Origin of the sequence: Methylibium sp. T29-B, from assembly GCF_000576225.1 — a bacterium.
GTDB classification, from domain to species: domain Bacteria; phylum Pseudomonadota; class Gammaproteobacteria; order Burkholderiales; family Burkholderiaceae_C; genus Methylibium; species Methylibium petroleiphilum.
In genome coordinates, this window is sequence record NZ_AZSN01000067.1 from 1 (window position 1) to 20,352 (window position 20,352).

At 65.6% G+C, this 20,352-nt stretch carries 29 protein-coding genes, 1 tRNA gene and 2 pseudogenes; 8 read left to right on the forward strand and 24 right to left on the reverse strand.

Annotated features, from left to right (window positions below; translation table 11 throughout):
- From Y694_RS12060 to Y694_RS12090, 8 genes are all read left to right on the forward strand, one after another.
- Nucleotides 1-1,875 (forward strand): pilus assembly protein (locus tag Y694_RS12060; protein ID WP_036232786.1); only part of this gene is annotated, 1,875 nt, incomplete at its 5' end.
- Nucleotides 1,876-2,025: 150 nt separating this feature from the next.
- Entirely contained in the window at nucleotides 2,026-2,877 is an 852-nt protein-coding gene (locus Y694_RS12065) for an HDOD domain-containing protein (RefSeq protein ID WP_011830983.1), read from the forward strand.
- Nucleotides 2,878-2,947: 70 nt separating this feature from the next.
- Nucleotides 2,948-3,547 carry a methyltransferase domain-containing protein gene (locus Y694_RS12070; protein ID WP_036232789.1) on the forward strand — a complete coding sequence of 200 codons (600 nt, stop codon included), beginning with the start codon at nucleotides 2,948-2,950 and terminating at the stop codon, nucleotides 3,545-3,547.
- Between the two features lie 108 nt (nucleotides 3,548-3,655).
- Nucleotides 3,656-3,958: a hypothetical protein gene (locus Y694_RS12075; protein ID WP_231497657.1), complete on the forward strand. Its 303-nt coding sequence runs from the start codon at nucleotides 3,656-3,658 to the stop codon at nucleotides 3,956-3,958.
- A 57-nt stretch (nucleotides 3,959-4,015) separates the two neighbouring features.
- Entirely contained in the window at nucleotides 4,016-5,020 is a 1,005-nt protein-coding gene (locus Y694_RS12080; RefSeq protein WP_036232791.1) for an XdhC family protein, read from the forward strand.
- A gap of 71 nt (nucleotides 5,021-5,091) precedes the next feature.
- A complete protein-coding gene (locus Y694_RS26755) occupies nucleotides 5,092-5,592 on the forward strand; it encodes an ABC transporter ATP-binding protein (protein WP_310732229.1) in 501 nt (166 codons plus the stop codon).
- Nucleotides 5,589-5,870, forward strand: a complete 282-nt coding sequence (locus Y694_RS26760; protein WP_310732230.1) for a hypothetical protein — start codon at nucleotides 5,589-5,591, stop codon at nucleotides 5,868-5,870. Before Y694_RS26755 ends, Y694_RS26760 begins: the two co-directional genes overlap by 4 nt.
- Nucleotides 5,871-5,880: 10 nt before the next feature.
- Nucleotides 5,881-6,723: an ABC transporter permease gene (locus Y694_RS12090; protein WP_011830988.1), complete on the forward strand. Its 843-nt coding sequence runs from the start codon at nucleotides 5,881-5,883 to the stop codon at nucleotides 6,721-6,723.
- Between the two features lie 90 nt (nucleotides 6,724-6,813).
- Here the strand turns inward: Y694_RS12090 and Y694_RS12095 are convergent.
- The 24 genes and pseudogenes from Y694_RS12095 to rplP form a co-directional block, all read right to left on the reverse strand.
- Nucleotides 6,814-6,890, reverse strand: a tRNA-Met gene (locus Y694_RS12095).
- A gap of 44 nt (nucleotides 6,891-6,934) precedes the next feature.
- Nucleotides 6,935-8,806: a protein-disulfide reductase DsbD gene (gene dsbD / locus Y694_RS12100; RefSeq protein ID WP_036232794.1), complete on the reverse strand. Its 1,872-nt coding sequence runs from the start codon at nucleotides 8,804-8,806 to the stop codon at nucleotides 6,935-6,937.
- A 242-nt stretch (nucleotides 8,807-9,048) separates the two neighbouring features.
- Nucleotides 9,049-9,444 carry a 50S ribosomal protein L17 gene (gene rplQ, locus Y694_RS12105; RefSeq protein ID WP_011830990.1) on the reverse strand — a complete coding sequence of 132 codons (396 nt, stop codon included), beginning with the start codon at nucleotides 9,442-9,444 and terminating at the stop codon, nucleotides 9,049-9,051.
- A gap of 139 nt (nucleotides 9,445-9,583) precedes the next feature.
- Nucleotides 9,584-10,585, reverse strand: a complete 1,002-nt coding sequence (locus Y694_RS12110) for a DNA-directed RNA polymerase subunit alpha (RefSeq protein ID WP_011830991.1) — start codon at nucleotides 10,583-10,585, stop codon at nucleotides 9,584-9,586.
- A 160-nt stretch (nucleotides 10,586-10,745) separates the two neighbouring features.
- Complete coding sequence (gene rpsD / locus Y694_RS12115; protein WP_011830992.1) at nucleotides 10,746-11,369, reverse strand: 30S ribosomal protein S4; 624 nt, start codon at nucleotides 11,367-11,369, stop codon at nucleotides 10,746-10,748.
- Nucleotides 11,370-11,592: 223 nt separating this feature from the next.
- Entirely contained in the window at nucleotides 11,593-11,994 is a 402-nt protein-coding gene (rpsK, locus tag Y694_RS12120) for a 30S ribosomal protein S11 (protein WP_011830993.1), read from the reverse strand.
- A gap of 56 nt (nucleotides 11,995-12,050) precedes the next feature.
- Nucleotides 12,051-12,416, reverse strand: coding sequence for a 30S ribosomal protein S13 (gene rpsM / locus Y694_RS12125; RefSeq protein WP_011830994.1), 366 nt, complete (start codon nucleotides 12,414-12,416; stop codon nucleotides 12,051-12,053).
- A gap of 38 nt (nucleotides 12,417-12,454) precedes the next feature.
- Nucleotides 12,455-12,562, reverse strand: a pseudogene (gene rpmJ, locus Y694_RS23430) (50S ribosomal protein L36); the annotation flags it as partial.
- A gap of 46 nt (nucleotides 12,563-12,608) precedes the next feature.
- A complete protein-coding gene (infA, locus tag Y694_RS12130; protein ID WP_011830996.1) occupies nucleotides 12,609-12,827 on the reverse strand; it encodes a translation initiation factor IF-1 in 219 nt (72 codons plus the stop codon).
- Between the two features lie 23 nt (nucleotides 12,828-12,850).
- Complete coding sequence (gene secY / locus Y694_RS12135; protein ID WP_011830997.1) at nucleotides 12,851-14,161, reverse strand: preprotein translocase subunit SecY; 1,311 nt, start codon at nucleotides 14,159-14,161, stop codon at nucleotides 12,851-12,853.
- A 33-nt stretch (nucleotides 14,162-14,194) separates the two neighbouring features.
- Nucleotides 14,195-14,626 (reverse strand): 50S ribosomal protein L15, encoded by a 432-nt coding sequence (gene rplO, locus Y694_RS12140; RefSeq protein ID WP_011830998.1) that lies wholly within the window; start codon nucleotides 14,624-14,626, stop codon nucleotides 14,195-14,197.
- 25 nt (nucleotides 14,627-14,651) lie between these two features.
- A complete protein-coding gene (rpmD, locus tag Y694_RS12145) occupies nucleotides 14,652-14,834 on the reverse strand; it encodes a 50S ribosomal protein L30 (protein WP_011830999.1) in 183 nt (60 codons plus the stop codon).
- Between the two features lie 17 nt (nucleotides 14,835-14,851).
- Nucleotides 14,852-15,370 (reverse strand): 30S ribosomal protein S5, encoded by a 519-nt coding sequence (gene rpsE, locus Y694_RS12150; protein WP_011831000.1) that lies wholly within the window; start codon nucleotides 15,368-15,370, stop codon nucleotides 14,852-14,854.
- Nucleotides 15,371-15,416: 46 nt separating this feature from the next.
- Nucleotides 15,417-15,781, reverse strand: a pseudogene (gene rplR, locus Y694_RS12155) (50S ribosomal protein L18).
- 11 nt (nucleotides 15,782-15,792) lie between these two features.
- Nucleotides 15,793-16,326, reverse strand: coding sequence for a 50S ribosomal protein L6 (gene rplF / locus Y694_RS12160; RefSeq protein WP_011831002.1), 534 nt, complete (start codon nucleotides 16,324-16,326; stop codon nucleotides 15,793-15,795).
- Nucleotides 16,327-16,343: 17 nt separating this feature from the next.
- Complete coding sequence (gene rpsH / locus Y694_RS12165) at nucleotides 16,344-16,739, reverse strand: 30S ribosomal protein S8 (RefSeq protein WP_011831003.1); 396 nt, start codon at nucleotides 16,737-16,739, stop codon at nucleotides 16,344-16,346.
- 30 nt (nucleotides 16,740-16,769) lie between these two features.
- Nucleotides 16,770-17,075, reverse strand: coding sequence for a 30S ribosomal protein S14 (gene rpsN, locus Y694_RS12170; RefSeq protein ID WP_011831004.1), 306 nt, complete (start codon nucleotides 17,073-17,075; stop codon nucleotides 16,770-16,772).
- A gap of 8 nt (nucleotides 17,076-17,083) precedes the next feature.
- Entirely contained in the window at nucleotides 17,084-17,638 is a 555-nt protein-coding gene (gene rplE / locus Y694_RS12175; protein WP_011831005.1) for a 50S ribosomal protein L5, read from the reverse strand.
- A gap of 14 nt (nucleotides 17,639-17,652) precedes the next feature.
- A complete protein-coding gene (gene rplX, locus Y694_RS12180) occupies nucleotides 17,653-17,970 on the reverse strand; it encodes a 50S ribosomal protein L24 (protein ID WP_036232806.1) in 318 nt (105 codons plus the stop codon).
- Between the two features lie 20 nt (nucleotides 17,971-17,990).
- A complete protein-coding gene (gene rplN / locus Y694_RS12185; RefSeq protein WP_011831006.1) occupies nucleotides 17,991-18,359 on the reverse strand; it encodes a 50S ribosomal protein L14 in 369 nt (122 codons plus the stop codon).
- A 270-nt stretch (nucleotides 18,360-18,629) separates the two neighbouring features.
- Entirely contained in the window at nucleotides 18,630-19,139 is a 510-nt protein-coding gene (locus tag Y694_RS12190; RefSeq protein ID WP_036232811.1) for a peroxiredoxin, read from the reverse strand.
- A 123-nt stretch (nucleotides 19,140-19,262) separates the two neighbouring features.
- Nucleotides 19,263-19,535 carry a 30S ribosomal protein S17 gene (gene rpsQ / locus Y694_RS12195; protein WP_011831008.1) on the reverse strand — a complete coding sequence of 91 codons (273 nt, stop codon included), beginning with the start codon at nucleotides 19,533-19,535 and terminating at the stop codon, nucleotides 19,263-19,265.
- On the reverse strand, nucleotides 19,532-19,732 hold the full coding sequence (gene rpmC, locus Y694_RS12200) for a 50S ribosomal protein L29 (RefSeq protein WP_011831009.1): 201 nt from the start codon (nucleotides 19,730-19,732) through the stop codon (nucleotides 19,532-19,534). The genes rpsQ and rpmC overlap by 4 nt, the downstream gene beginning before the upstream one ends.
- Before the next feature lie 18 nt (nucleotides 19,733-19,750).
- Complete coding sequence (gene rplP / locus Y694_RS12205) at nucleotides 19,751-20,167, reverse strand: 50S ribosomal protein L16 (protein WP_011831010.1); 417 nt, start codon at nucleotides 20,165-20,167, stop codon at nucleotides 19,751-19,753.
- Between the last annotated feature and the right edge of the window lie 185 nt (nucleotides 20,168-20,352).

Sequence of the window (20,352 nt, forward strand, 5' to 3'; positions counted from 1 at the left end):
AGCGCCTCGTACGACGCGGAAAACAACAGCTGGACGGGCGAATTGCTGGCGAACTCGCTGTCGTTCAGCTCGGGCGTCCCCATCCCCACACGGCAATGGGGCGCCACCGAGAAGTTGAAGACGCAGCTCACCGGCACGGGCTGGAGCACCAACCGAAATGTGGTGACCTGGGATCCTGCGGGCGCAACCGGCGTGGCATTTCGCTCTACCAGCACCGGCGCCGGAAGAGTCAATGCTGCCCAGCTTGCACTGCTCGACACGAGCTATGTTGCCGGGGACGACAGCGTCAACTATCTGAATTACCTTCGAGGTGATCGGACGAACGAACTGGCCTCGACGACCCCCGGTTACCGAACGCGCACGGAGTTGCTCGGCGACATCGTCGGGTCGCGTGTGTTGCCGGTCGGTCCGCCTTCGCTATCGCTGTCGGACGTCACCAACCCTGGCTATCGAGCATTCAGAGCGGCCCGTGCGAACCGCCCGACCGTCGTTTATGTCGGCGCGAACGACGGCATGCTCCACGCTTTCAATGGCGCACTTTCGGGCACCGATGCCGGGCGTGAGATCTTCGCCTACATCCCGAATGCAGCATTCAATGGCCCGGACGGAACGCCGAATGTGAGCGGTCTGGCCTCGCTAGGCCGCACTCCGTTCAATCATCGCTTCTTCGTGAACGCCACGCCGGTGGTCAAGGACGTGGACTTCAACCGGACCGGGACAGGCAGCACGCCGGCCTCGACGGCGTCCGATTGGCGGTCGATCCTGGTCGGCGGCCTTGGAAAGGGCGGGCGCAGCTTCTACGCGATCGATGTGACCGATCCGGGCGGAATCAACTCCGAAGCAGACGCTGCGGCCCGCGTGCTTTGGGAGTTCACCGATTCACGCATGGGCTATTCGTTCGGCGAACCGATGATCGTGAAGACGCGCAAGTACGGCTGGACGGTGATCTTCACGTCGGGCTACAACACACCCGACGGTCAAGGCTACCTGTTCTTCGTGAATCCCAAGACGGGTGCGCTGCTCGAAGCGGTTTCTACTGGCGTGGGGACGATTGCCAACGATGCGGGCCTGGCGCACGCGAACGCTTACGTGCTCGACTTCACCGATGGCTACGCTGACGCGATCTACGCTGGCGATCTGCTCGGCAATCTCTGGCGGCTGAACGTCACTGGCACGACCGGAAGCTACCCTGCCCCGCTGCGACTTGCCACGCTCAGCCACCCCACCGAAGGGGCTCAACCAGTGACTTCGCGGCCTCTGATCGAAGTGCACCCGACGACGCGCCAACGCGTGGTGATGATCGGCACCGGTCGCCTGCTGGACTCGACCGACATCGGGTCCGCCCAGATGCAAAGCTTCTACGCCATCACAGATGGCAATGCGGTCGCCTTCAACACCACGCTTCCGAGCGGCGTCTCGTTCCCGATCGGTCGTGACAAGCTGGTCGAGAACACTAATCTCCTGGCGGGCTACACCGCCACGGCGGCCGCCCCCATGGGATGGTTCATCGATCTCGGCAAGAACGCGAGCAACACGGTGGCATGGCGGCTGACCAATGACCCTATCAGCTTCTTCGGCACCGTCGCCTTCACACCCAGTTTGCCTGGTGGCGACAGCTGCAACCCCTCGGGCATCAGCCGTATCTACGGAGCGGATTTCTCCAGAGGTATCTCTCGATTGCTGGAGAACTCCACGGTTGTCTCGTATATCCAGACGACCAGCCTTATCACCGACTTCAAGTTCGTGAAGGTCGACGGCAAGATGACGGCGATCCGCGGCGACGAGAAGGGTGAGTTGGGCAAGAACGATCTCAATTTCGGTCTCCCTGTCGGATTGAGGCGCTTGAACTGGCGCGAACTCCCGCTGTCGAACTGATCAGGCGCAGTCCCCCGCCCAGCCTCCGGCGCCATCTGCGGTCCGGAGGCTTTCTTGTTTTCAGGGTCCTGCCAGTGCCGCCAAACGCACCCGCCCCCTACAGACAGGGATTCAGCGGCCGATAACCACGCATCGCCCGGAACCCTCCCCATGCTCACCCACGCCTTGCCCGACCTGCCCGCCTGGACCCGTTGGTTCAGTGACGCGCCGATCCCGGTGCTGGCGGCCACGGCGGAGGAGCTGGAGTTGCTGGAACGTGTGGAAGCCACCCGCGGTGATGTCGACGCGCACCAGCTCGCCGAGCCAGTGCGGCAGGACCCCTTGATGTCGCTGAAGCTGCTCGCGGCCGTGGCCCAGTTGCGCCGCCGGCGGGACGGCGGCGACAACAGCGGGCCCGAGACGGTCACGGCGGCGCTGGTGATGATGGGGATCGGCCCGTTCTTCAACACATTCAACGGCATGGCGCAGATCGAGGTGCACCTGGCCAGCCAGCCGGAGGCCCTGGCCGGCCTGCAGCGCGTGATGCGGCGTGCGCACCGCGCGGCCAACTTCTCGCTGGGTTTTGCGGTCCACCGCATGGACGACGATGCAGAGGTCCTCCACTTGGCGGCGCTGCTGCATGACTTCGCGGAGATGCTGCTGTGGTGCCACGCGCCGGCTCTGGCGCTCGAGATTGCCCGCCGTCAGCGCGCCGACCCGACGCTGCGCTCAGACCATGCACAACGCCAGCTGCTGAATATCGACCTGCTCGCGCTGCAACAAGCCCTGATGCACACCTGGGCGCTGCCCGAACTGCTGGTACGCATCGCCGACGACAACAGCCAGGCTGCCCAACCCCAGGTGCAGAACGTGGTGCTGGCCATCCGGCTGGCCCGCCACACCGAGGATCCCGTGCGCGGCTGGGACAATCCTGCGGTTCCCGACGATCTGGCCGCGATCGCCCGTCTGCTCAATCTTTCGCTGCCCGCAACCGAAGCCCTGGTGCGCGCGATCGACGGCTGAGCGCGCCGCGCCGTGGCGTCTGCCACGGCGGCGCTCGTCGGCCACCGCGGCAAGCCCTAGACTGGCTCACATGAGCGGTCCCGACCTCAACTTCTGGCAGCAGCGCTTCGACGCCGGGCAGTTGCCCTGGGATCGTGGAGCACCGAGTCCGCAGCTTGCCGCCTGGCTGGGCGACGGCAGCCTGAAACCGGGGCGCATTGCGGTGCCCGGCTGCGGCAGCGGACATGAGGTGGTGGCGCTCGCACGCGGCGGCTTTTCGGTCACCGCCATCGACTACGCGCCCGGCGCCGTGCGCCTCACTCAGGGCCGGCTCGCCGCGGCGGGCCTGGCCGCGGAGGTCGTGCAGGCCGATGTGCTGACCTGGCAACCCACAGCGCCGCTGGACGCGGTCTACGAACAGACCTGTCTGTGCGCCTTGCATCCCGACCACTGGGTGGCCTACTTCGCCCGACTGCACGCGTGGCTGCGTCCGGGCGGCACGCTGGCCCTGCTGGCGATGCAGGCGCTGCGGGAAAGCGCCGGCCAGGGCCTGATCGAGGGCCCCCCGTATCACGTGGACGTGAACGCGCTGCGGGCGCTGCTGCCGGGCGATCGCTGGGACTGGCCTCGCCCGCCCTACGCTCGCGTTCCGCACCCGTCCAGCACCTGGCAGAATTGGCCATCGTGCTGACTCGGCGCTGACCGAGCGAGGGCCTGCCGCAGACCCGGAAACCCGCTTTCGCTCGCTGCGGGTTGCCCCGCGCCGACAAAAGGGCCCGGAGCCTGAGACAATAGCGGTATGGCCTCACGCAAAGACACCACGACCCGCATCCAGCAGGACGGGCTTCGCTACACCAGCAAGGCCCCAGGCTCGCCGTTCTCTCCGCGCCCCGGCGCGTTCTCGGGCGCGACGAACACCATGTCCTGCTTCTTCTGCGGCGCCCACCAGCCCCCCAACCGACGCACCATGCAAAAGGTGCTCGGACGCAGCCAGCCGGTCTGCGAGCCCCTGTGCGAGAAGAATCCGCGCAGCAAGAAGCTCGCCGCCGCTGCAGCTGCGGCGGCCGCCGCAGAAACCAGCGAAACCAGCAGCGCGGACTGATCGTCCGCGGGTGCGCGACGCGAGCCTCGCGTCCACGTCCCGACCGCCGAGTGCACGATGGACAGTCTCGACCTGCAAGTGTTGACCGAGGCACGCCGCTGGTTCGCTGAAGGCCGGCGCGTCTGGCTGGTCACGGTGCTGGAAACCTGGGGCTCGGCGCCCCGGCCGCCGGGCGCGCTCCTGGCCCTGCGCGACGACGGCCAAGTGGTCGGCTCGGTATCGGGCGGCTGCGTCGAGGACGACCTGATCGACCGCGTGCGGCATGGCGAGCGCGTCGCCACACCGGCGCTCGTGAACTACGGTGTGAGCAAGGAGGAAGCGGCCCGCTTCGGCCTACCTTGCGGCGGCAATCTGCGCCTGTTGCAGGAGCCGCTGAGTTCGGTCGCCTGGATCGACGAGCTCCTGGCACGCACCGCGCGCCACGAACTGGTGGCTCGCCGCCTCGACCTGTCCAGCGGCAGCGTGACCCTGGAGACCGCTTCGCGCGGCGAGGCCTTCAGCTTCGACGGCCACACGCTTCGTGCACTGTTCGGTCCCCGCTGGCGCCTGGTGATGATCGGCGCCGGGCAGCTGACGCGCGTCTTGGCGCAGATGGCGCTGGCTCTGGATTTCGAGGTCATCTGCTGCGATCCGCGCGAGGAGTACCACCTGGGCTGGGACGTGCCGGGCTGCCGTTTCAGCACGGCGATGCCGGACGATCTGGTCGTCGAATTGGCACTCGACCCGCACAGCGCGGTGGTGGCGCTGACGCACGATCCCAAGCTCGACGACCTGGCGCTGCTCGAGGCGCTGAAGTCGCCCGCCTTCTACGTGGGTGCGCTGGGGTCGCGCGACAACACAGCGCGGCGCAAGGAGCGCCTTGCGCTGTTCGACCTGTCGCCTGGCGAGATCGACCGGTTGCACGGCCCTGTCGGTCTGCACCTGGGCGCCAGGACGCCGGCCGAGATCGCGGTGTCGATCCTGGCCGAGTTGATCGCCGTGCGCCACGGAGTCGACCTGGCGCAGAAGAAGACCGGTTCGGCAGTCCCGCCGCTGCGTGCCGCAGAGTTGCCGCAGGCCTGATCCGGGCTTGGAGCGCCACCCCAGGCGCCCAACAACAATCCGGCCGCTCGTATACCGCTGGCGCTGCCCGCATGAACGCTGCTGACGCCCCCCCTTTGCTGAGCCTGCGCGAACTGGGTTTGCGCTACCCCAATGGCATCGTGGCCCTCGACCGCTTGAGCTTCGATCTGCGCGCCGGAGAGACCGTCAGCGTGCTCGGACCTTCGGGCTGCGGCAAGACCACGGCGCTGCGGCTGATCGCCGGCCTGGAGCGGCCGGGGTCGGGCACCGTGACCTGGGCCGGCGGCAGCGCGCCGGAGCTCGGCTTCGTGTTCCAGGAGCCGACCTTGATGCCATGGGCGACTGTGGCCGACAACGTGTGGCTGCCGTTGCGCCTGCAAGGCCGAACACGGGCCGCGGCGGCCACCACGATCGACGCGGCGCTGGACCGGGTCGGCCTCACGGCGGCGGCGAAGGCCTACCCTCACGAGTTGTCGGGCGGCATGAAGATGCGCGCGTCGATCGCCCGAGCCCTGGCGCTGCGGCCGCAGTTGCTGCTGATGGACGAGCCTTTGGCGCCCTTGACGAGTTGACGCGCCAGAGGCTGAACGACGATCTGCTGGCGATCCAGGCCGAGCAAGGCTTCGCGATGGTGTTCGTGACGCACAGCGTCTACGAATCGGTCTACCTGGCCGACCGCGTGCTGTTGATGGGCCCCGCTCCCGGCCGCCTCCGCGAAGAGATCCGCATCGAGCGGCGCGGACTGCGCGGCGAGGCCTTCCGGACTGCCGCGCACTACGGCGAACAATGTGTCGCGGTCTCGCGGGCGCTGCGCCGCGCGGTCGAAGGCGTTGCGGTGGGACCCGACTGAGCTTGCGACGATGCCGGTCGCTCGCCCCCGCACAGATACCTCCCCGCAGCCCGCGGCATGGCGGGCGCGTGCCTTGCGCGCGATCGTGCCGGCGGCGCTGATCGTGGCGCTGCTGGTGACCTGGGAACTCGTCGTCCACATTCAGAAGGTGCCTCACTACATCCTGCCGGCGCCGTCGCTGATCTTCAGGACGCTGATCGAACGCTGGGACACGCTCGGGCCGTCACTCTGGTTCACCGTCAAGCTGACGCTGCTGGCGCTGGGCGCAGCCGTGCTGGGCGGCGTGTTGCTGGCGGTGGCGTTCGCGCTGTCGCGCTGGGTGGAAGTGGCGCTGTTCCCGATTGCCGTCGTGCTGCAGGTGACACCGATCATCGCCATCGCGCCGTTGATCCTGATCTACGTCGAAAGCACCACGCTGGCATTGCTGCTGTGCGCGTGGATCGTCGCCTTCTTCCCGATCCTGGCGAACACCACTATCGGCCTGAAGAGTGCCGACGCACGCTTGCGAGATCTGTTCACGCTGTACGGCGCGACACGTTGGCAACGACTGCGTTTCCTGCTCGTGCCCAGCGCACTGCCTTATTTCATGGCGGGCCTGAAAGTCGCCGGTGGCCTGAGCCTCATCGGCGCAGTGGTCGCTGAGTTCACCGCCGGCACAGCCGGGCGAGACACCGGACTCGCCTCGCGCATTCTCGAGGCCAGCTTCCGCACTGAGACGCCCTTGATGTTCGCCGCGCTGCTGCTGGTGTCGCTGCTCGGTGTGGCGATTTTCCTCGTGTTCTCGGGCCTGTCGAAATGGCTGCTCGGTCGCTGGCACGAGAGCGAGATGCCGAAACACGACGCAGCTCGATGAGCCGCAAGTCGACGAGTCCACCGAGTGCGGCACAAAGCAAAACGCCCACCGAGCGGTGGGCGTTTTGAAAAGGCTGGCGCCTGTTGATCTTGGTTGCGGGGGCTGGATTTGAACCAACGACCTTTGGGTTATGAGCCCAACGAGCTACCAGACTGCTCCACCCCGCGACTGAGACCAAAAGTATAGCACGCGCGTGTTGCGTCGCGCCAGTTCACAGGCCCGCCGACTGCAGGCTCTGCTGGAAGCGTTGGGCATTCTGGAAGCCGATGACACGCGTTTCGAGCTCACGGCCACCGGCATCGAAGAACACGATACCCGGCGGGCCGAAGAGCTGGAAGCGCTTGAGCAGCGCCCGGTCCGACTCGCTGTTGCGCGTCACGTCGGCCTGCAGCAGCAAGGCCTTGCCGAGCCGCGCCTGCACGGCCGGATCGGTGAAGGTGAAGCGCTCCATCTCCTTGCAGCTCACGCACCAGTCGGCGTAGAAGTCGAGCATCACCGGTCGACCGGCGCCACGGACCGCGGCGTCGAGTTCCTCGACCGTGCTGACACGCCGGAAGCTCACGCCGTCGTGCGTCGCGGCTATCGCGTTGCCAGGCAACGCCGCAGCCGCAGCTGGGGAGATGCCGACGACGAAAGGCTGCAGGGGCTTGAGTGCGTCCTGCGCCCCGGCCGCAGCGCCGACGATCTGCGTGGCGCCTGCGACGGCCAGCGCGAGACCGAGCCCCTTGACCAGCCGCAGGTCAGCGCCGGCGATCTCCGGCAGGCGGTCGAAGGCATGCAGGAACACCGCGGCACCGATCAGCAGCACGCCCCAGCCGGCGACGGCGAGCGGCGCGGGCACGACCGGGCTGAGCATCCACCAGGCAACGGCCAGCAGCAACAGGCCGAAGAAGCGCTTGACGCTCTCCATCCACGCCCCCGCGCGCGGCAGCAAGGCCCCGGCCGACGCACCGAGCAGCAGCAGCGGCACGCTCATGCCGGCGGCCAGCGAGAACAGCGCGCTGCCGCCCAGCAGCACGTCGCGCGTCTGGCTGATGTACAGCAAGGCGCCGGCCAGCGGTGCAGCAACACAGGGGCTGACGATCAACGCGGACACGCCGCCCATTGCGAACACGCCCGCCAGCCGCCCACCCTGCAGTCGCCCCGAAGACGCGGCAAGGCGGTCGCGCAGCACCGCTGGCAATTGCAATTCGTAGGCACCGAACATCGACAGGGCCAGCAGCGCCAGCAACAGCGAGAACGCGCCCAGCACCCAGGCGTTCTGCAAGGCCGCCGCCAGGCCCTCGCCTGCCAGACCCGCGGCCACGCCGAGCGCGGTGTAGACCAAGGCCATGCCGAGCGAATACGCGCCGGCGAGCAGCAGTCCGCGCGAGCGCGCCACAGCCTGACCGCCCTGCCCGACGATCAGCGACGACAGAATCGGCAGCATCGGGAGCACGCAGGGTGTGAACGACAGCAGCAACCCCGCGACGAAGAACGCGAAGACCACAAGCCAGAAGCGGCCGCTGCGCAACGCATGGTCGATGGCCGCGTCTCCACTGCGGCTCGCCCCCGCCATGGAGGCCGATGCGCGCGATGCGGCGAGGGCGCCATCGAGCCCGCGACCGTCCGCCGGCACGCGAACACTGCCGTCTCCACCGAAACCCGCCAGCCGCACATCGGCCACGCTCTGCATCGGTGGATAGCACAACCCCTGATCGGCGCAACCCTGGCTGGTGACGACGAGTTGGAAGGACGCCGGTGCGGCATCGACCGGCAAACGGATCGCCACGCGTCCGCGGTAGGTCTCGACATCCTTCTCGAAGGTCTCGTCGAACTTCACCGTCCCGGAAGGAATTTCCGGCGCGCCGAGCACCACCCCGCCCCCCTGTGCTTCAAATTTGAAGGGCTCGCGGTACAGGTAATAGCCGTCCGCCACGACGAAGCCGATCTCGATCGACTTGCCGTCGAGGACCCGCGCGTCGAAGCGAAAGGCCTGCTCGGGCGGCAGGAAATCCTCAGCCGCTGCAGCAAACAAGGGGAGCAGCGCAGTCAGCCACAGCAGCAGCGTGCGCAGGAATCGGATGGGCGTCACGGGGGGCATGCGGTCAGGTCGAACGAGGGTCGGAAGGGTCGGCAGCCAATCCCTGCAGAGTAGCCTGTCATGGTCATCGAAGCGCTATCGGAAGTTCGGACCCTGCGTCATTCCTGACGGTTCCGTCCCCATCGCCTCGCGCCGGCGGGCACGGAAAGCAAGAAGGCCAGCACGATGGCTGGCCTTGCAGAACCTCGTTGCGAGCGCTCCGGGCGGATTCACCGGCCCGGAGCCCCAACCATCAACCCGCCTTACTCGGTCGCCTCGGCCGGCGCTTGGGCCGCAGGCTCGGGGCGATCGACGAGTTCGACGAAGGCCATGGGCGCGTTGTCGCCGACGCGGAAACCCATCTTCAGGATGCGGGTGTAGCCGCCCGGGCGCGCCTTGTAGCGCGGACCGAGGTCATTGAACAGCTTGGCGACGACATCGCGATCGCGGGTTCGATCGAAGGCCAGGCGGCGGTTGGCCAGCGTCGGCTCCTTGGCCAGCGTGATCAGCGGCTCAACGACGCGGCGCAGCTCCTTGGCCTTGGGGACGGTGGTCTTGATGGCTTCGCTCTGGATCAGCGAGTTGGCCATGTTGCGCAGCATCGCGAGGCGGTGCTCGGAGGTGCGATTGAGCTTGCGGAGTCCGTGACGGTGGCGCATGGTGAAGTCCTTTCGACTTGCTTTCTGACTTGCTAATGACCGCCAGCCGGATCAGGTACTGGCGGGTGCGTGATCGAACGCGACACGCGCGCTCGTCATCCGATGCCGAGCTTTCAGGGCCGGCTGATGGGGGCTGGCGTTAGCGCTTGTCCAGGCCTTGCGGCGGCCAGTTCTCAAGGCGCCCGCCCAGGGTCAGCCCCCGCGAGGCCAGCACTTCCTTGATCTCGTTGAGTGACTTGCGGCCGAGATTCGGCGTCTTCAGCAGCTCGGTCTCGGTGCGCTGGATGAGGTCGCCGATGTAATAGATGTTCTCGGCCTTCAGGCAGTTGGCCGAGCGCACGGTGAGCTCGAGCTCGTCGACCGGACGCAGCAGGATCGGATCGAACTGCGTGCTGCGCTGTGCGGGCTGGGCGTCGAAGATGTCGTTGATCTGGCCCTCGAGCTGCGCGAACACGGCCAGCTGTTCGACCAGGATCTTGGCCGAGGCGCGGATCGCCTCTTCCGGCGTGATCGCACCGTTGGTCTCGATCTCCATGACCAGCTTGTCCAGGTCCGTGCGCTGCTCGACACGCGCGCTTTCGACCGTGTAGCTCACGCGGCGAACCGGGGAGAACGACGCATCGAGGACGATACGACCGATCGACTTGGTCGGCTCGTCACCGAAGCGGCGCATCGTGCCCGGCACATAGCCGCGGCCCTTCTCGACCTTGATCTGCATGTCGAGCTTGCCGCCCTGCGACAGGTGCGTGATCACGTGGTCGGGATTGATGATCTCCACGTCGTGCGGGGTCTGGATGTCGCCGGCCTTGACGGGACCCTCACCCTCCTTGCGCAGCACCAGCGTGACTTCATCGCGGTTGTGCAGGCGGAACACCACACCCTTGAGGTTCAGCATGACGTGGACCACGTCTTCCTGAACACCGTCGATCGCCGAGTACTCGTGCAGCACGCCCGCGATCGTGACTTCGGTCGGCGCGTAGCCCACCATCGACGACAGCAGCACGCGGCGCAGGGCATTGCCCAGCGTGTGACCATAGCCGCGCTCGAAGGGCTCGAGCGTGACCTTGGCGCGGTGGGCGCCCTTGGCGGCGCTCAGCGGCTCGACGTTGATGGCTTTGGGCTTCAGCAGATTGGTTTGCATCAGGTCTTCCTGTCATTACCCTCGGCTCGTTACACCGATAAGGCTGATGGAGCACCGGAGACGACGCGCCTGGCGGCGACGTAGAACCCGGACCGGGAAAGCGCTTGCGCGCCGGGCGGCGCGGGCCATAGGCCGGACACCGCCGCAGCGCGCTGTAAATTCAACGCGAATACAGTTCGACGATCAGGGATTCGTTGATGTCCGAACCGAACTCGTCGCGGTCGGGCGACTTCTTGAATACGCCCTCGAGCTTGGTCGCATCGACCTGCACCCACGCGGGCAGGCCCATCGACTCGGCAAGCTTGAGCGACTCGGTCACCCGCAATTGCTTCTTGGCCTTTTCGCGCACGGCGACGACGTCACCGGTCTTCACCAGGTAGGACGCGATGTTGACGACCTCACCGTTCACGGTGATGCCCTTGTGCGAAACGAGCTGGCGGGCCTCGGCACGGGTCGAACCGAAACCCATGCGATAGACCACGTTGTCCAGGCGCGATTCGAGCAGCAGCAGCAGGTTCGCACCGGTGTTGCCCTTGCGGCGCTCGGCCTCGGCAAAGTAGCGGCGAAACTGGCGCTCGAGTACGCCGTACATGCGCTTGACCTTCTGCTTCTCGCGCAGCTGGAGACCGAAGTCGGAGGTGCGCGAGCCAGAGGTGCGGCCGTGCTGGCCCGGCTTGGTTTCAAACTTGGACTTGTCCCCGATGGCGCGACGCGCGCTCTTCAGGAACAGATCGGTGCCTTCACGGCGGGCCAGTTTGGCCTTGGGACCCAGATAACGTGCCACGTTGCTTCCTTGGTTCTCTGACGTGGGGAGCGGCCGGGGCCGCGCCTCACGCAAGTCTGGCCGGGGGTTCGAGCGCTCTAGGGTCGCTCTTCTTGGACAGCCAGACGGTGGGCTTAGCGAAGCCTTGCGGCTTCAACGAAAACCGCCGGCGTGCACTGAAGTGCCCACCGGCGAATCGGGTAACTGCGTATTGTAGCCCGGTCGCCCGGGCCTAACACGCGGCTCAGATGCGACGACGCTTCTGCGGGCGGCAACCGTTGTGCGGGACCGGCGTCACGTCGGAAATCGACACGATGCGGATACCCAGCGCGGCCAGCGCGCGCACCGACGACTCACGGCCCGGACCGGGGCCCTTGATCTCGACTTCGAGGTTCTTGATGCCCTGGTCCTGCGCGGCACGACCGGCCACTTCCGCAGCCACCTGGGCGGCGAACGGCGTCGACTTGCGCGAACCCTTGAAGCCCTGGCCACCGCTCGATGCCCAGGCCAGCGCGTTGCCCTGGCGGTCGGTGATCGTGATGATGGTGTTGTTGAACGACGCGTGAACGTGCGCAACGCCGTCCGACACATTCTTGCGGACCTTCTTGCGCACGCGCTGTGCGGCGGTATTAGGTGCTTTGGCCATGCTTGACTCTCTTCAATCTGAGCGGTTCGTCGGACGGGGCGTCGCGGCGGATGTGCTTACTTCTTCAGCGCGGCGGCCGACTTGCGCGGGCCCTTGCGGGTGCGGGCGTTCGTGCGGGTGCGTTGACCGCGCATCGGCAGGCCGCGGCGGTGACGGAAGCCGCGATAGCAGCCCAGGTCCATCAGGCGCTTGATGTTGATCGTGGTTTCGCGACGCAGATCGCCTTCGATCGTCATGCGACCGACTTCCTCGCGAATCTTCTCGAGGTCGCCGTCGGTCAGATCCTTGATCTTCTTGTCGCGGGCGATGCCGCAGCTGTCGCAGATCTTCTGCGCGGTCGTGCGACCGATGCCGTAGATCGCGGTCAAGCCGATCTCGGCGTGCTTCTGCGGGGGAATGTTGATACCAGCAATACGTGCCATGTTCGTCCTCTAACTAGTCGCGTCGCCGAGCGATCAGCCTGGCGCTGCTTGTGGCGCGGGTCGGTGCAAATCACGCGCACCACACCCTTGCGACGGATGACCTTGCAATTGCGGCACATCTTCTTGACGGATGCAGCTACCTTCATGACCTTCTCCTTGACCTCTTGCGCTCTTCCGGGTGTTGCTCTGTTCTCACTTCGCCCGGAAGACGATGCGAGCACGACTCAAATCGTAGGGCGTCAATTCCACGGTCACCTTGTCGCCGGGCAGGATGCGGATGTAGTGCATGCGCATCTTGCCGGAGATGTGACCGAGCACGACGTGCCCATTCTCCAGCTTCACACGGAAGGTCGCGTTGGGCAAGTTCTCGAGGATCTCGCCCTGCATCTGGATGACGTCATCTTTCGACATGTGTTTTCGTCAACCGTTCCTGTTCAGCTGGCCTTGAAATTGGCCTTCTTCAGCAGCGATTCGTACTGCTGGGACATCACATAAGACTGCACCTGGGCCCAGAAGTCCATCGTCACGACGACGATGATCAGCAGGGACGTACCGCCGAAGTAGAACGGCACGTTGTACTTGAGCACGAGGAACTCAGGCAGCAGGCACACGGCAGTGATGTACACCGCGCCGCCGAGCGTCAGGCGACCGAGGATGCGATCGATGTGCTTCGCGGTCTGCTCCCCCGGCCGGATGCCCGGGATGAACGCACCGCTCTTCTTCAGGTTGTCAGCCGTCTCGCGGCTGTTGAAGACGAGCGCCGTGTAAAAGAAGCAGAAGAACACGATCGCCGCGGCGTAGAGCATCACGTAGATCGGCTGCCCCGGCGACAGCAGCGCCGCCAGATCCTTCAGCCAGCGCAGGCCGTCGCCCGTGGCGAACCAGCCCACCACGGTGGCCGGCAGCAGGATGATCGACGACGCGAAGATCGGCGGGATCACGCCCGACATATTGATCTTCAACGGCAGGTGCGACGACTGCCCGCCGTAGACACGGTTACCCACCTGACGCTTCGCGTAGTTCACCAGGATCTTGCGCTGGCCTCGCTCGACGAACACGACCAGGTAGGTCACCGCGATCACGATCGAGATGATGAACAGCGCCGCGACGATACTCATCGCGCCGGTGCGGACCAGTTCGAACAGTCCGCCGATCGCGCTCGGCAGGCCGGCCGCGATACCCGCGAAGATGATGATCGAGATGCCGTTGCCCAGACCGCGCTCGGTGATCTGCTCGCCGAGCCACATCAGGAACATCGTGCCGGCGACCAGGCTCACCACCGCCGTCAGGCGGAAACCCATGCCCGGCGAGATGACCAGCCCAGCAGAGCTTTCGAGAGCGATTGCGATACCGAGCGACTGGAAGATCGCCAGACCCAGCGTGCCGTAGCGCGTGTACTGCGTGATCTTGCGACGGCCGGCCTCGCCTTCTTTCTTCAGCGCCTCCAGGGTCGGCACCACGTAGGTCATCAGCTGCATGATGATCGACGCCGAGATGTACGGCATGATCCCCAGCGCGAACACCGTGAAGCGCGACAGTGCCCCGCCCGAGAACATGTTGAACAGGCTCAGGATGCCGCCTTGCTGGTCCTTGAAGAGCTGCTGCAACTGGTTCGGGTCGATTCCCGGCACCGGAATGTGAGCGCCGATGCGATAGACGACGAGCGCAAGCAGCAAGAAGACAAGCCGGCGACGCAGGTCGCCGAACTTGCCGCTCTTGGCCAGTTGATTCGCGTTGGTTGCCACGCAGGGATCCTAGAGTCGTGCGGACACGCAGCCTCAGGCCACCGAGCCGCCTGCGGCCTCGATCGCGGCCTTGGCGCCGGCGGTAGCGCCGATGCCCTTGAGCACGACCTTCTTGCTCAGCTCACCCGACTTGATGACCTTGACCACCTTCGCGCGCTCGCCGACCAGACCGGCCTGCTTGAGCGTAGGGACGTCGACTTCGTCAGCCGCCAGCACCTGCAGGTCAGCCAGCGTGACCTCCGCGTTGTACTTCAGCGTCAGTGACTTGAAGCCCCGCTTGGGCAGGCGACGCTGCAGCGGCATCTGCCCGCCTTCGAAGCCCACCTTGTGGTAGCCACCGGCACGCGATTTCTGACCCTTGTGGCCGCGACCCGCGGTCTTGCCCAGGCCGGAGCCGATACCACGGCCGACACGGCGCTTGGCATGCTTGGCGCCCGAGGCGGGCTTGATCGTGTTGAGTTCCATCGTCTTCTCCAGGTCCGTCCGCGCCTTACAGCACTTGAACCAGGTAGCTCACCTTGTTGATCATCCCGCGCACCGCGGGCGTGTCTTCGAGCACGCGCTCGCTGCCGATCTGGCGCAGGCCGAGACCGCGAACCGTCGCACGGTGCGACTCCTTGGTGCCGATCGGGCTGCGCACCAGCTTCACCTTGACCGTCTTCTTGTCCGTCATGTCGTTCCCCTGGCGGCTCAGTTGAAGATCTCTTCGACCGACTTGCCGCGCTTCGAGGCGACTTCCGACGGTGTCGTCGAGCGGCGCAGCGCATTGAAGGTCGCGCGCACCATGTTGTACGGGTTGGACGACCCGAGGCTCTTGGCCACGATGTCGGTCACGCCCATCACTTCGAACACCGCGCGCATCGGACCGCCGGCGATGATGCCGGTTCCCGGCGCTGCCGGCGCCAGCAACACCTTGGCTGCGCCGTGCTCGCCGGTCACGTTGTGGTGCACGGTGCCGTTCTTGAGGCTGACCTTGACCATGTCGCGGCGCGCCGCATCCATTGCCTTGGTCACAGCGACCGGAACTTCCTTGGCCTTGCCCTTGCCCATGCCGACACGGCCATCGCCGTCGCCGACCACGGTCAATGCCGCGAAGCTCATGGTGCGACCGCCCTTGACCACCTTGGTCACGCGGTTCACCTGGATCATCTTTTCCTTCAGACCGTCGTCACGACCGTCGTCAGCGATCCGGGGTTGAAACTTTGCCATGTCAGATTCCTTCGATGTGCAGTGCAGTCAAGGTGCGCAAACGCACTCAGAACTGCAGGCCAGCTTCGCGCGCCGCTTCGGCCAGGACCTTCACGCGACCGTGATACGCGAAGCCGCCGCGGTCGAACGCGACCGACTCGATGCCCGCCGCCTTGGCGCGCTCGGCAATGCGCTTCCCGATCAGGCTGCGGCTTCGGTGTTGCCACCCTTGCCTGCGGCGCCCAGCTGAGCACGCACTTCCTTCTCGGCGGTCGAGGCGCTGGCCAGAACCTTCGAGCCGTCGTCGGAGATGACGCTGGCGTAGATGTGCAGGTTGGAACGGAACACCGTCAGGCGCGCCACCTTCTGCAAGGCGATGCGCACACGGGTCTGCTTGGAGCGACGCAGGCGCTGATCTTTGCGGTTCAACATCGAGCTGCTCCTTACTTCTTCTTGGTCTCTTTGAGCGAGACCTTCTCTTCGGCATACCGGATGCCCTTGCCCTTGTAGGGCTCGGGCGGGCGGATGGCCCGCACTTCGGCAGCGATCTGACCGACCACCTGGCGATCGGACCCCTTGATCACGATCTCGGTCTGCGTCGGGCACTCGACCTTGATCCCGGCCGGCATGTCCTTCACGACCGGGTGCGAAAAACCCACCTGCAGGTTCAGCTTGGCACCTTGCGCCTGGGCTCGGAAGCCCACGCCCACCAGCGTCAGCTTGCGTTCGAAGCCCTTGCTGACGCCATTGACCATGTTGGCCACCAGCGCGCGCATCGTGCCGCTCATCGCATTCGCAGCCGCCGATTCATCGGCCGGCGCAAAGCTCAGCTTGCCGTCTTCATTCTTGACCGAGACCAGCCGGTTCACCGGACGCACCAGCGTACCGAGCGAGCCCTTGACACTGATCTGATCAGCATTGATCGCCACGTCCACACCCTTGGGGACGGCGATCGGCATCTTTCCAACGCGAGACATTCTTCAGCTCCTTCGCGTCAGGCGACGTAACACAGGACCTCGCCGCCGATACCGGCAGCGCGGGCCTTGCGGTCCGTCATGACGCCCTTGGGCGTCGTCACGATCGCCACGCCCAGGCCGTTCATGACCTGGGGAATCTCGTGACGGCCCTTGTAGACGCGCAGGCCCGGACGACTCACGCGCTCGATGCGCTCGATCACAGGGCGTCCGGCGTAGTACTTCAGGCCGATCTCGAGTTGCGGCTTCTCGGCCTCACCCTTGACGGCGTAGGCATCGATGTAACCCTCGTCCTTCAGGACCTGGGCGATCGCCACCTTCAGCTTCGACGACGGCATCACCACGACAGCCTTCTCCACCATCTGCGCGTTGCGGATGCGGGTCAGCATGTCGGCGATGGGATCACTCATGCTCATGGGTTTTCTCCTGTACGTTCGCGTGCCGGCTTACCAGCTGGCCTTGACGACGCCGGGGATGTCCCCCTTGAACGCCAGTTCACGGATCTTGTTGCGCGCCAGACCGAAGGTGCGGAAGGTGCCGCGGGGGCGGCCGGTCAGTTCGCAGCGGTTACGCAGGCGCGACGGGTAGGCGTTGCGCGGCAGCTTCTGCAGCGCCAGACGCGCGGTGTAGCGCTCTTCGTCGGACTTGCCCGCGTCGTTGATGATGGCCTTCAGCTCTGCGTACTTCTTCGCGAACTTGGCGACCAGCTGCTCACGCTTGAGCTCACGCTGCTTGATCGAAAGTTTTGCCACAGGCCACCTCAGTTCTTGAACGGGAACTTGAATGCGGCGAGCAGCGCCTTGCATTCGTCGTCGGTCTTCGCGGTCGTCGTGAAGCTGATGTTCATCCCACGCAGCGCGTCGATCTTGTCGTACTCGATCTCGGGGAAGATGATCTGCTCTTTGACACCGATGTTGTAGTTGCCACGACCATCGAACGAGCGGCCCGAGATGCCGCGGAAGTCGCGCACGCGGGGCAGCGAAATCGTCACGAAGCGATCCAGGAACTCGTACATGCGCACGCCACGCAGCGTGACCATGCAGCCGATGGGCACGCCATCACGGATCTTGAAGCCGGCGATCGCCTTCTTCGACTTCGTGACCACGGGCTTCTGGCCGGCGATCTTGGTCAGGTCGCCGACGGCGTGCTCCATGACCTTCTTGTCCGACACGGCCTCGCTCACACCCATGTTGAGCGTGATCTTGGTCAGGCGCGGCACCTGCATCACCGACTTGTAGCCAAACTTGGCCACCAGATCGGCGACGATCTTGTCGCGGTAATGCTGCTGAAGACGAGCTGTCTGTTGTTGAGCCATTGCTTACCTCGGCCTCAAGCCTTGATCTCGTCGCCGCTGGACTTGAAGACGCGCACCTTCTTGCCGTCAGCCAGGAGCTTGATGCCCACGCGATCGGCCTTGCCGCTCGCAGGGTTGTAGATCGCCACGTTGGACTGGTGGATCGGCATGGTCTTGTCGACGATGCCGCCGGTCGAACCCTTCAACGGGTTCGGCTTCACGTGCTTCTTCACGATGTTGACGCCATCAACCAGCAGGTGATCGGCGTCGACGCGCGACGCTACGGCGCCACGCTTGCCTTTGTCGCGACCGGTCAGCACGATGACCTGGTCGCCCTTGCGAATCTTGTTCATGGTGTGTTCCTCGCAGTCGCTCAGAGGACCTCGGGGGCCAGCGACACGATCTTCATGAAGCGCTCGGTCCGCAGTTCGCGGGTCACCGGGCCGAAGATGCGGGTGCCGATCGGCTCGAGCTTGGCGTTCAGCAGCACGGCGGCATTGCCGTCGAACTTGACCAGCGAGCCGTCCTGGCGACGCACACCCTTGGCGGTGCGCACGACCACGGCGCTGTAGACCTCGCCCTTCTTGACTCGACCACGCGGCGCAGCCTCCTTGATGGAGACCTTGATGACGTCGCCGATGCCGGCATAGCGGCGCTTGGAGCCGCCGAGCACCTTGATGCACATGACGCTTTTCGCGCCCGTGTTGTCCGCGACATCGAGCCGCGATTGCATTTGAATCATTGTCCGTCCCCAACTTGTCTCGCGCCCGACCCACCATGGGTCGCTTGTGAGCAGTCTTGGGCCCGTCATCGGGCGCCTGCGTTGTCGCAAGACCCCCTCTGGTTAGGGCGAGACCGAGGCCACCTTGGGCGATTCGGGCCAGAGCGACCCGGCGGGGCTCTCTGGCCCCGCAATCCCAAGCCGACGTTCGGCGAAGCTAAGAATTATCTGCGACCACAGGCATCGTGTCAAGCGTTGTCATTCGCCAACCCGTGTGCGCAACGGCCGGGCTCACAGCGCCCCAGCCTGCGCCAGGAGCGTCTCCGCATTGCTCACCTCGAACTTGCCTGGCGCCTCGATGTTCAGCGTCTTGACGGTACCGTCGACGACCAGCATGGAGTAGCGTTGCGACCGCAGTCCCATGCCGCGGGCGTTGAGGTCCAGCGTGAGGCCTGTTGCCTGTGTGAACGCCGCGCTACCGTCCGCCATCATGCGGACCTTGCCACCGGTCCTCTGCTCCCGGCCCCAGGCGCCCATGACGAACGCGTCGTTGACCGACAAGCACCAGATCTCGTCGACGCCGGCCGCCTTGAATGCATCGGCGTGTTTCACGAAGCCCGGCACGTGCTGGGCCGAACAGGTGGGCGTGAAGGCCCCCGGCAAGGCGAAGACGGCGATGGTCTTCCCTGCGGTCAACTTGCCGATTTCGAAAGTGTTCGGACCGAGCGAGCAGCCTTCGCCCTCGACCTCGATGAACTCCTGCAGAGCGCCCTCGGGCAGCTTGTCACCGACTTTCAGCATCGCACATCTCCTGATGAAGGAAGGGAAGGGGGTCCGAAAGGAAAAACGACCGGTGCGCCAGCATGCCAGCGTACCGGTCGCATTCGTCGCAGGCCGATCAAAGCCCTGGACAGCGAGTCAGGCTCAGACCACGCGGGCCTTCTCGACCAGTCGGGTCACGACCCAGGCCTTGGTCTTGGAGATCGGCCGGCCTTCGGCGATCTCGACCAGATCGCCGAGCTTGTATTCGTTGTTCTCGTCATGCGCGTGGTACTTGCGCGAACGCGCCACGATCTTGCCGTAGAGCTCGTGCTTGACGCGACGCTCGACCAGCACGGTGATCGTCTTGGAACGCTGGTCACTGACCACGCGGCCGACGAGGGTGCGCGTGTTCTTGACGGTCTCTTGAGTCGTCATTGCGCGGCTCCCTTCTTCTTCTCGGCCAGGATGGTCTTGGCGCGAGCGATGTCACGACGGGTCAGACGCAGGCTGGCGGTGTTGCCCAGTTGCTGCGTGCCCTTTTGCATGCGCAGGCCGAAGTGGGCCTTGAGCAGATCCTTGACCTCCTGCTCGAGGGCCGCGACGTCCTTGGCGCGAAGTTCAGATGCTTTCATGTCGATTACTCCGAAGCGTCAGGCGCCGATCTGGCGCGAGACGAAGGTGCAGCGCAACGGCAGCTTGGCCGCGGCCAGCGTGAACGCCTCACGCGCGAGCTCTTCGGGAACGCCGTTGATCTCGTAGAGCACCTTGCCGGGCTGGATCTCGGCGACGTAGTACTCCGGATTACCCTTTCCGTTGCCCATGCGGACTTCCGCCGGCTTTTGCGAGATGGGCTTGTCGGGGAAGATGCGGATCCAGATGCGGCCGCCGCGCTTCACGTGGCGGGAGATCGCGCGACGCGCCGCCTCGATCTGGCGTGCCGTCAGGCGGCCGCGCTCGGTGGCCTTCAGTCCGAAGTCGCCGAACGACACGTTCGCACCGCGGGTGGCGATGCCCGTGTTGCGGCCCTTCTGTTCCTTACGGAACTTGCGACGAGAGGGTTGCAGCATTTTTATTCTCCTTTGGCGTCGCCAGGGGCGACGGCCTTGCGCACGCGCTTCACGGCGGCCTTCGGGCCGTCTGCGGCAGCAGGTGCGGCACCGTCGGCCGGCTTGTCCGTCGGGGCGGCAGCGCCAGCGTCGGCACGCGGACCACGCGGGCCCGGGCGAGCACCGTCGCGCGACGGCGGACGGCG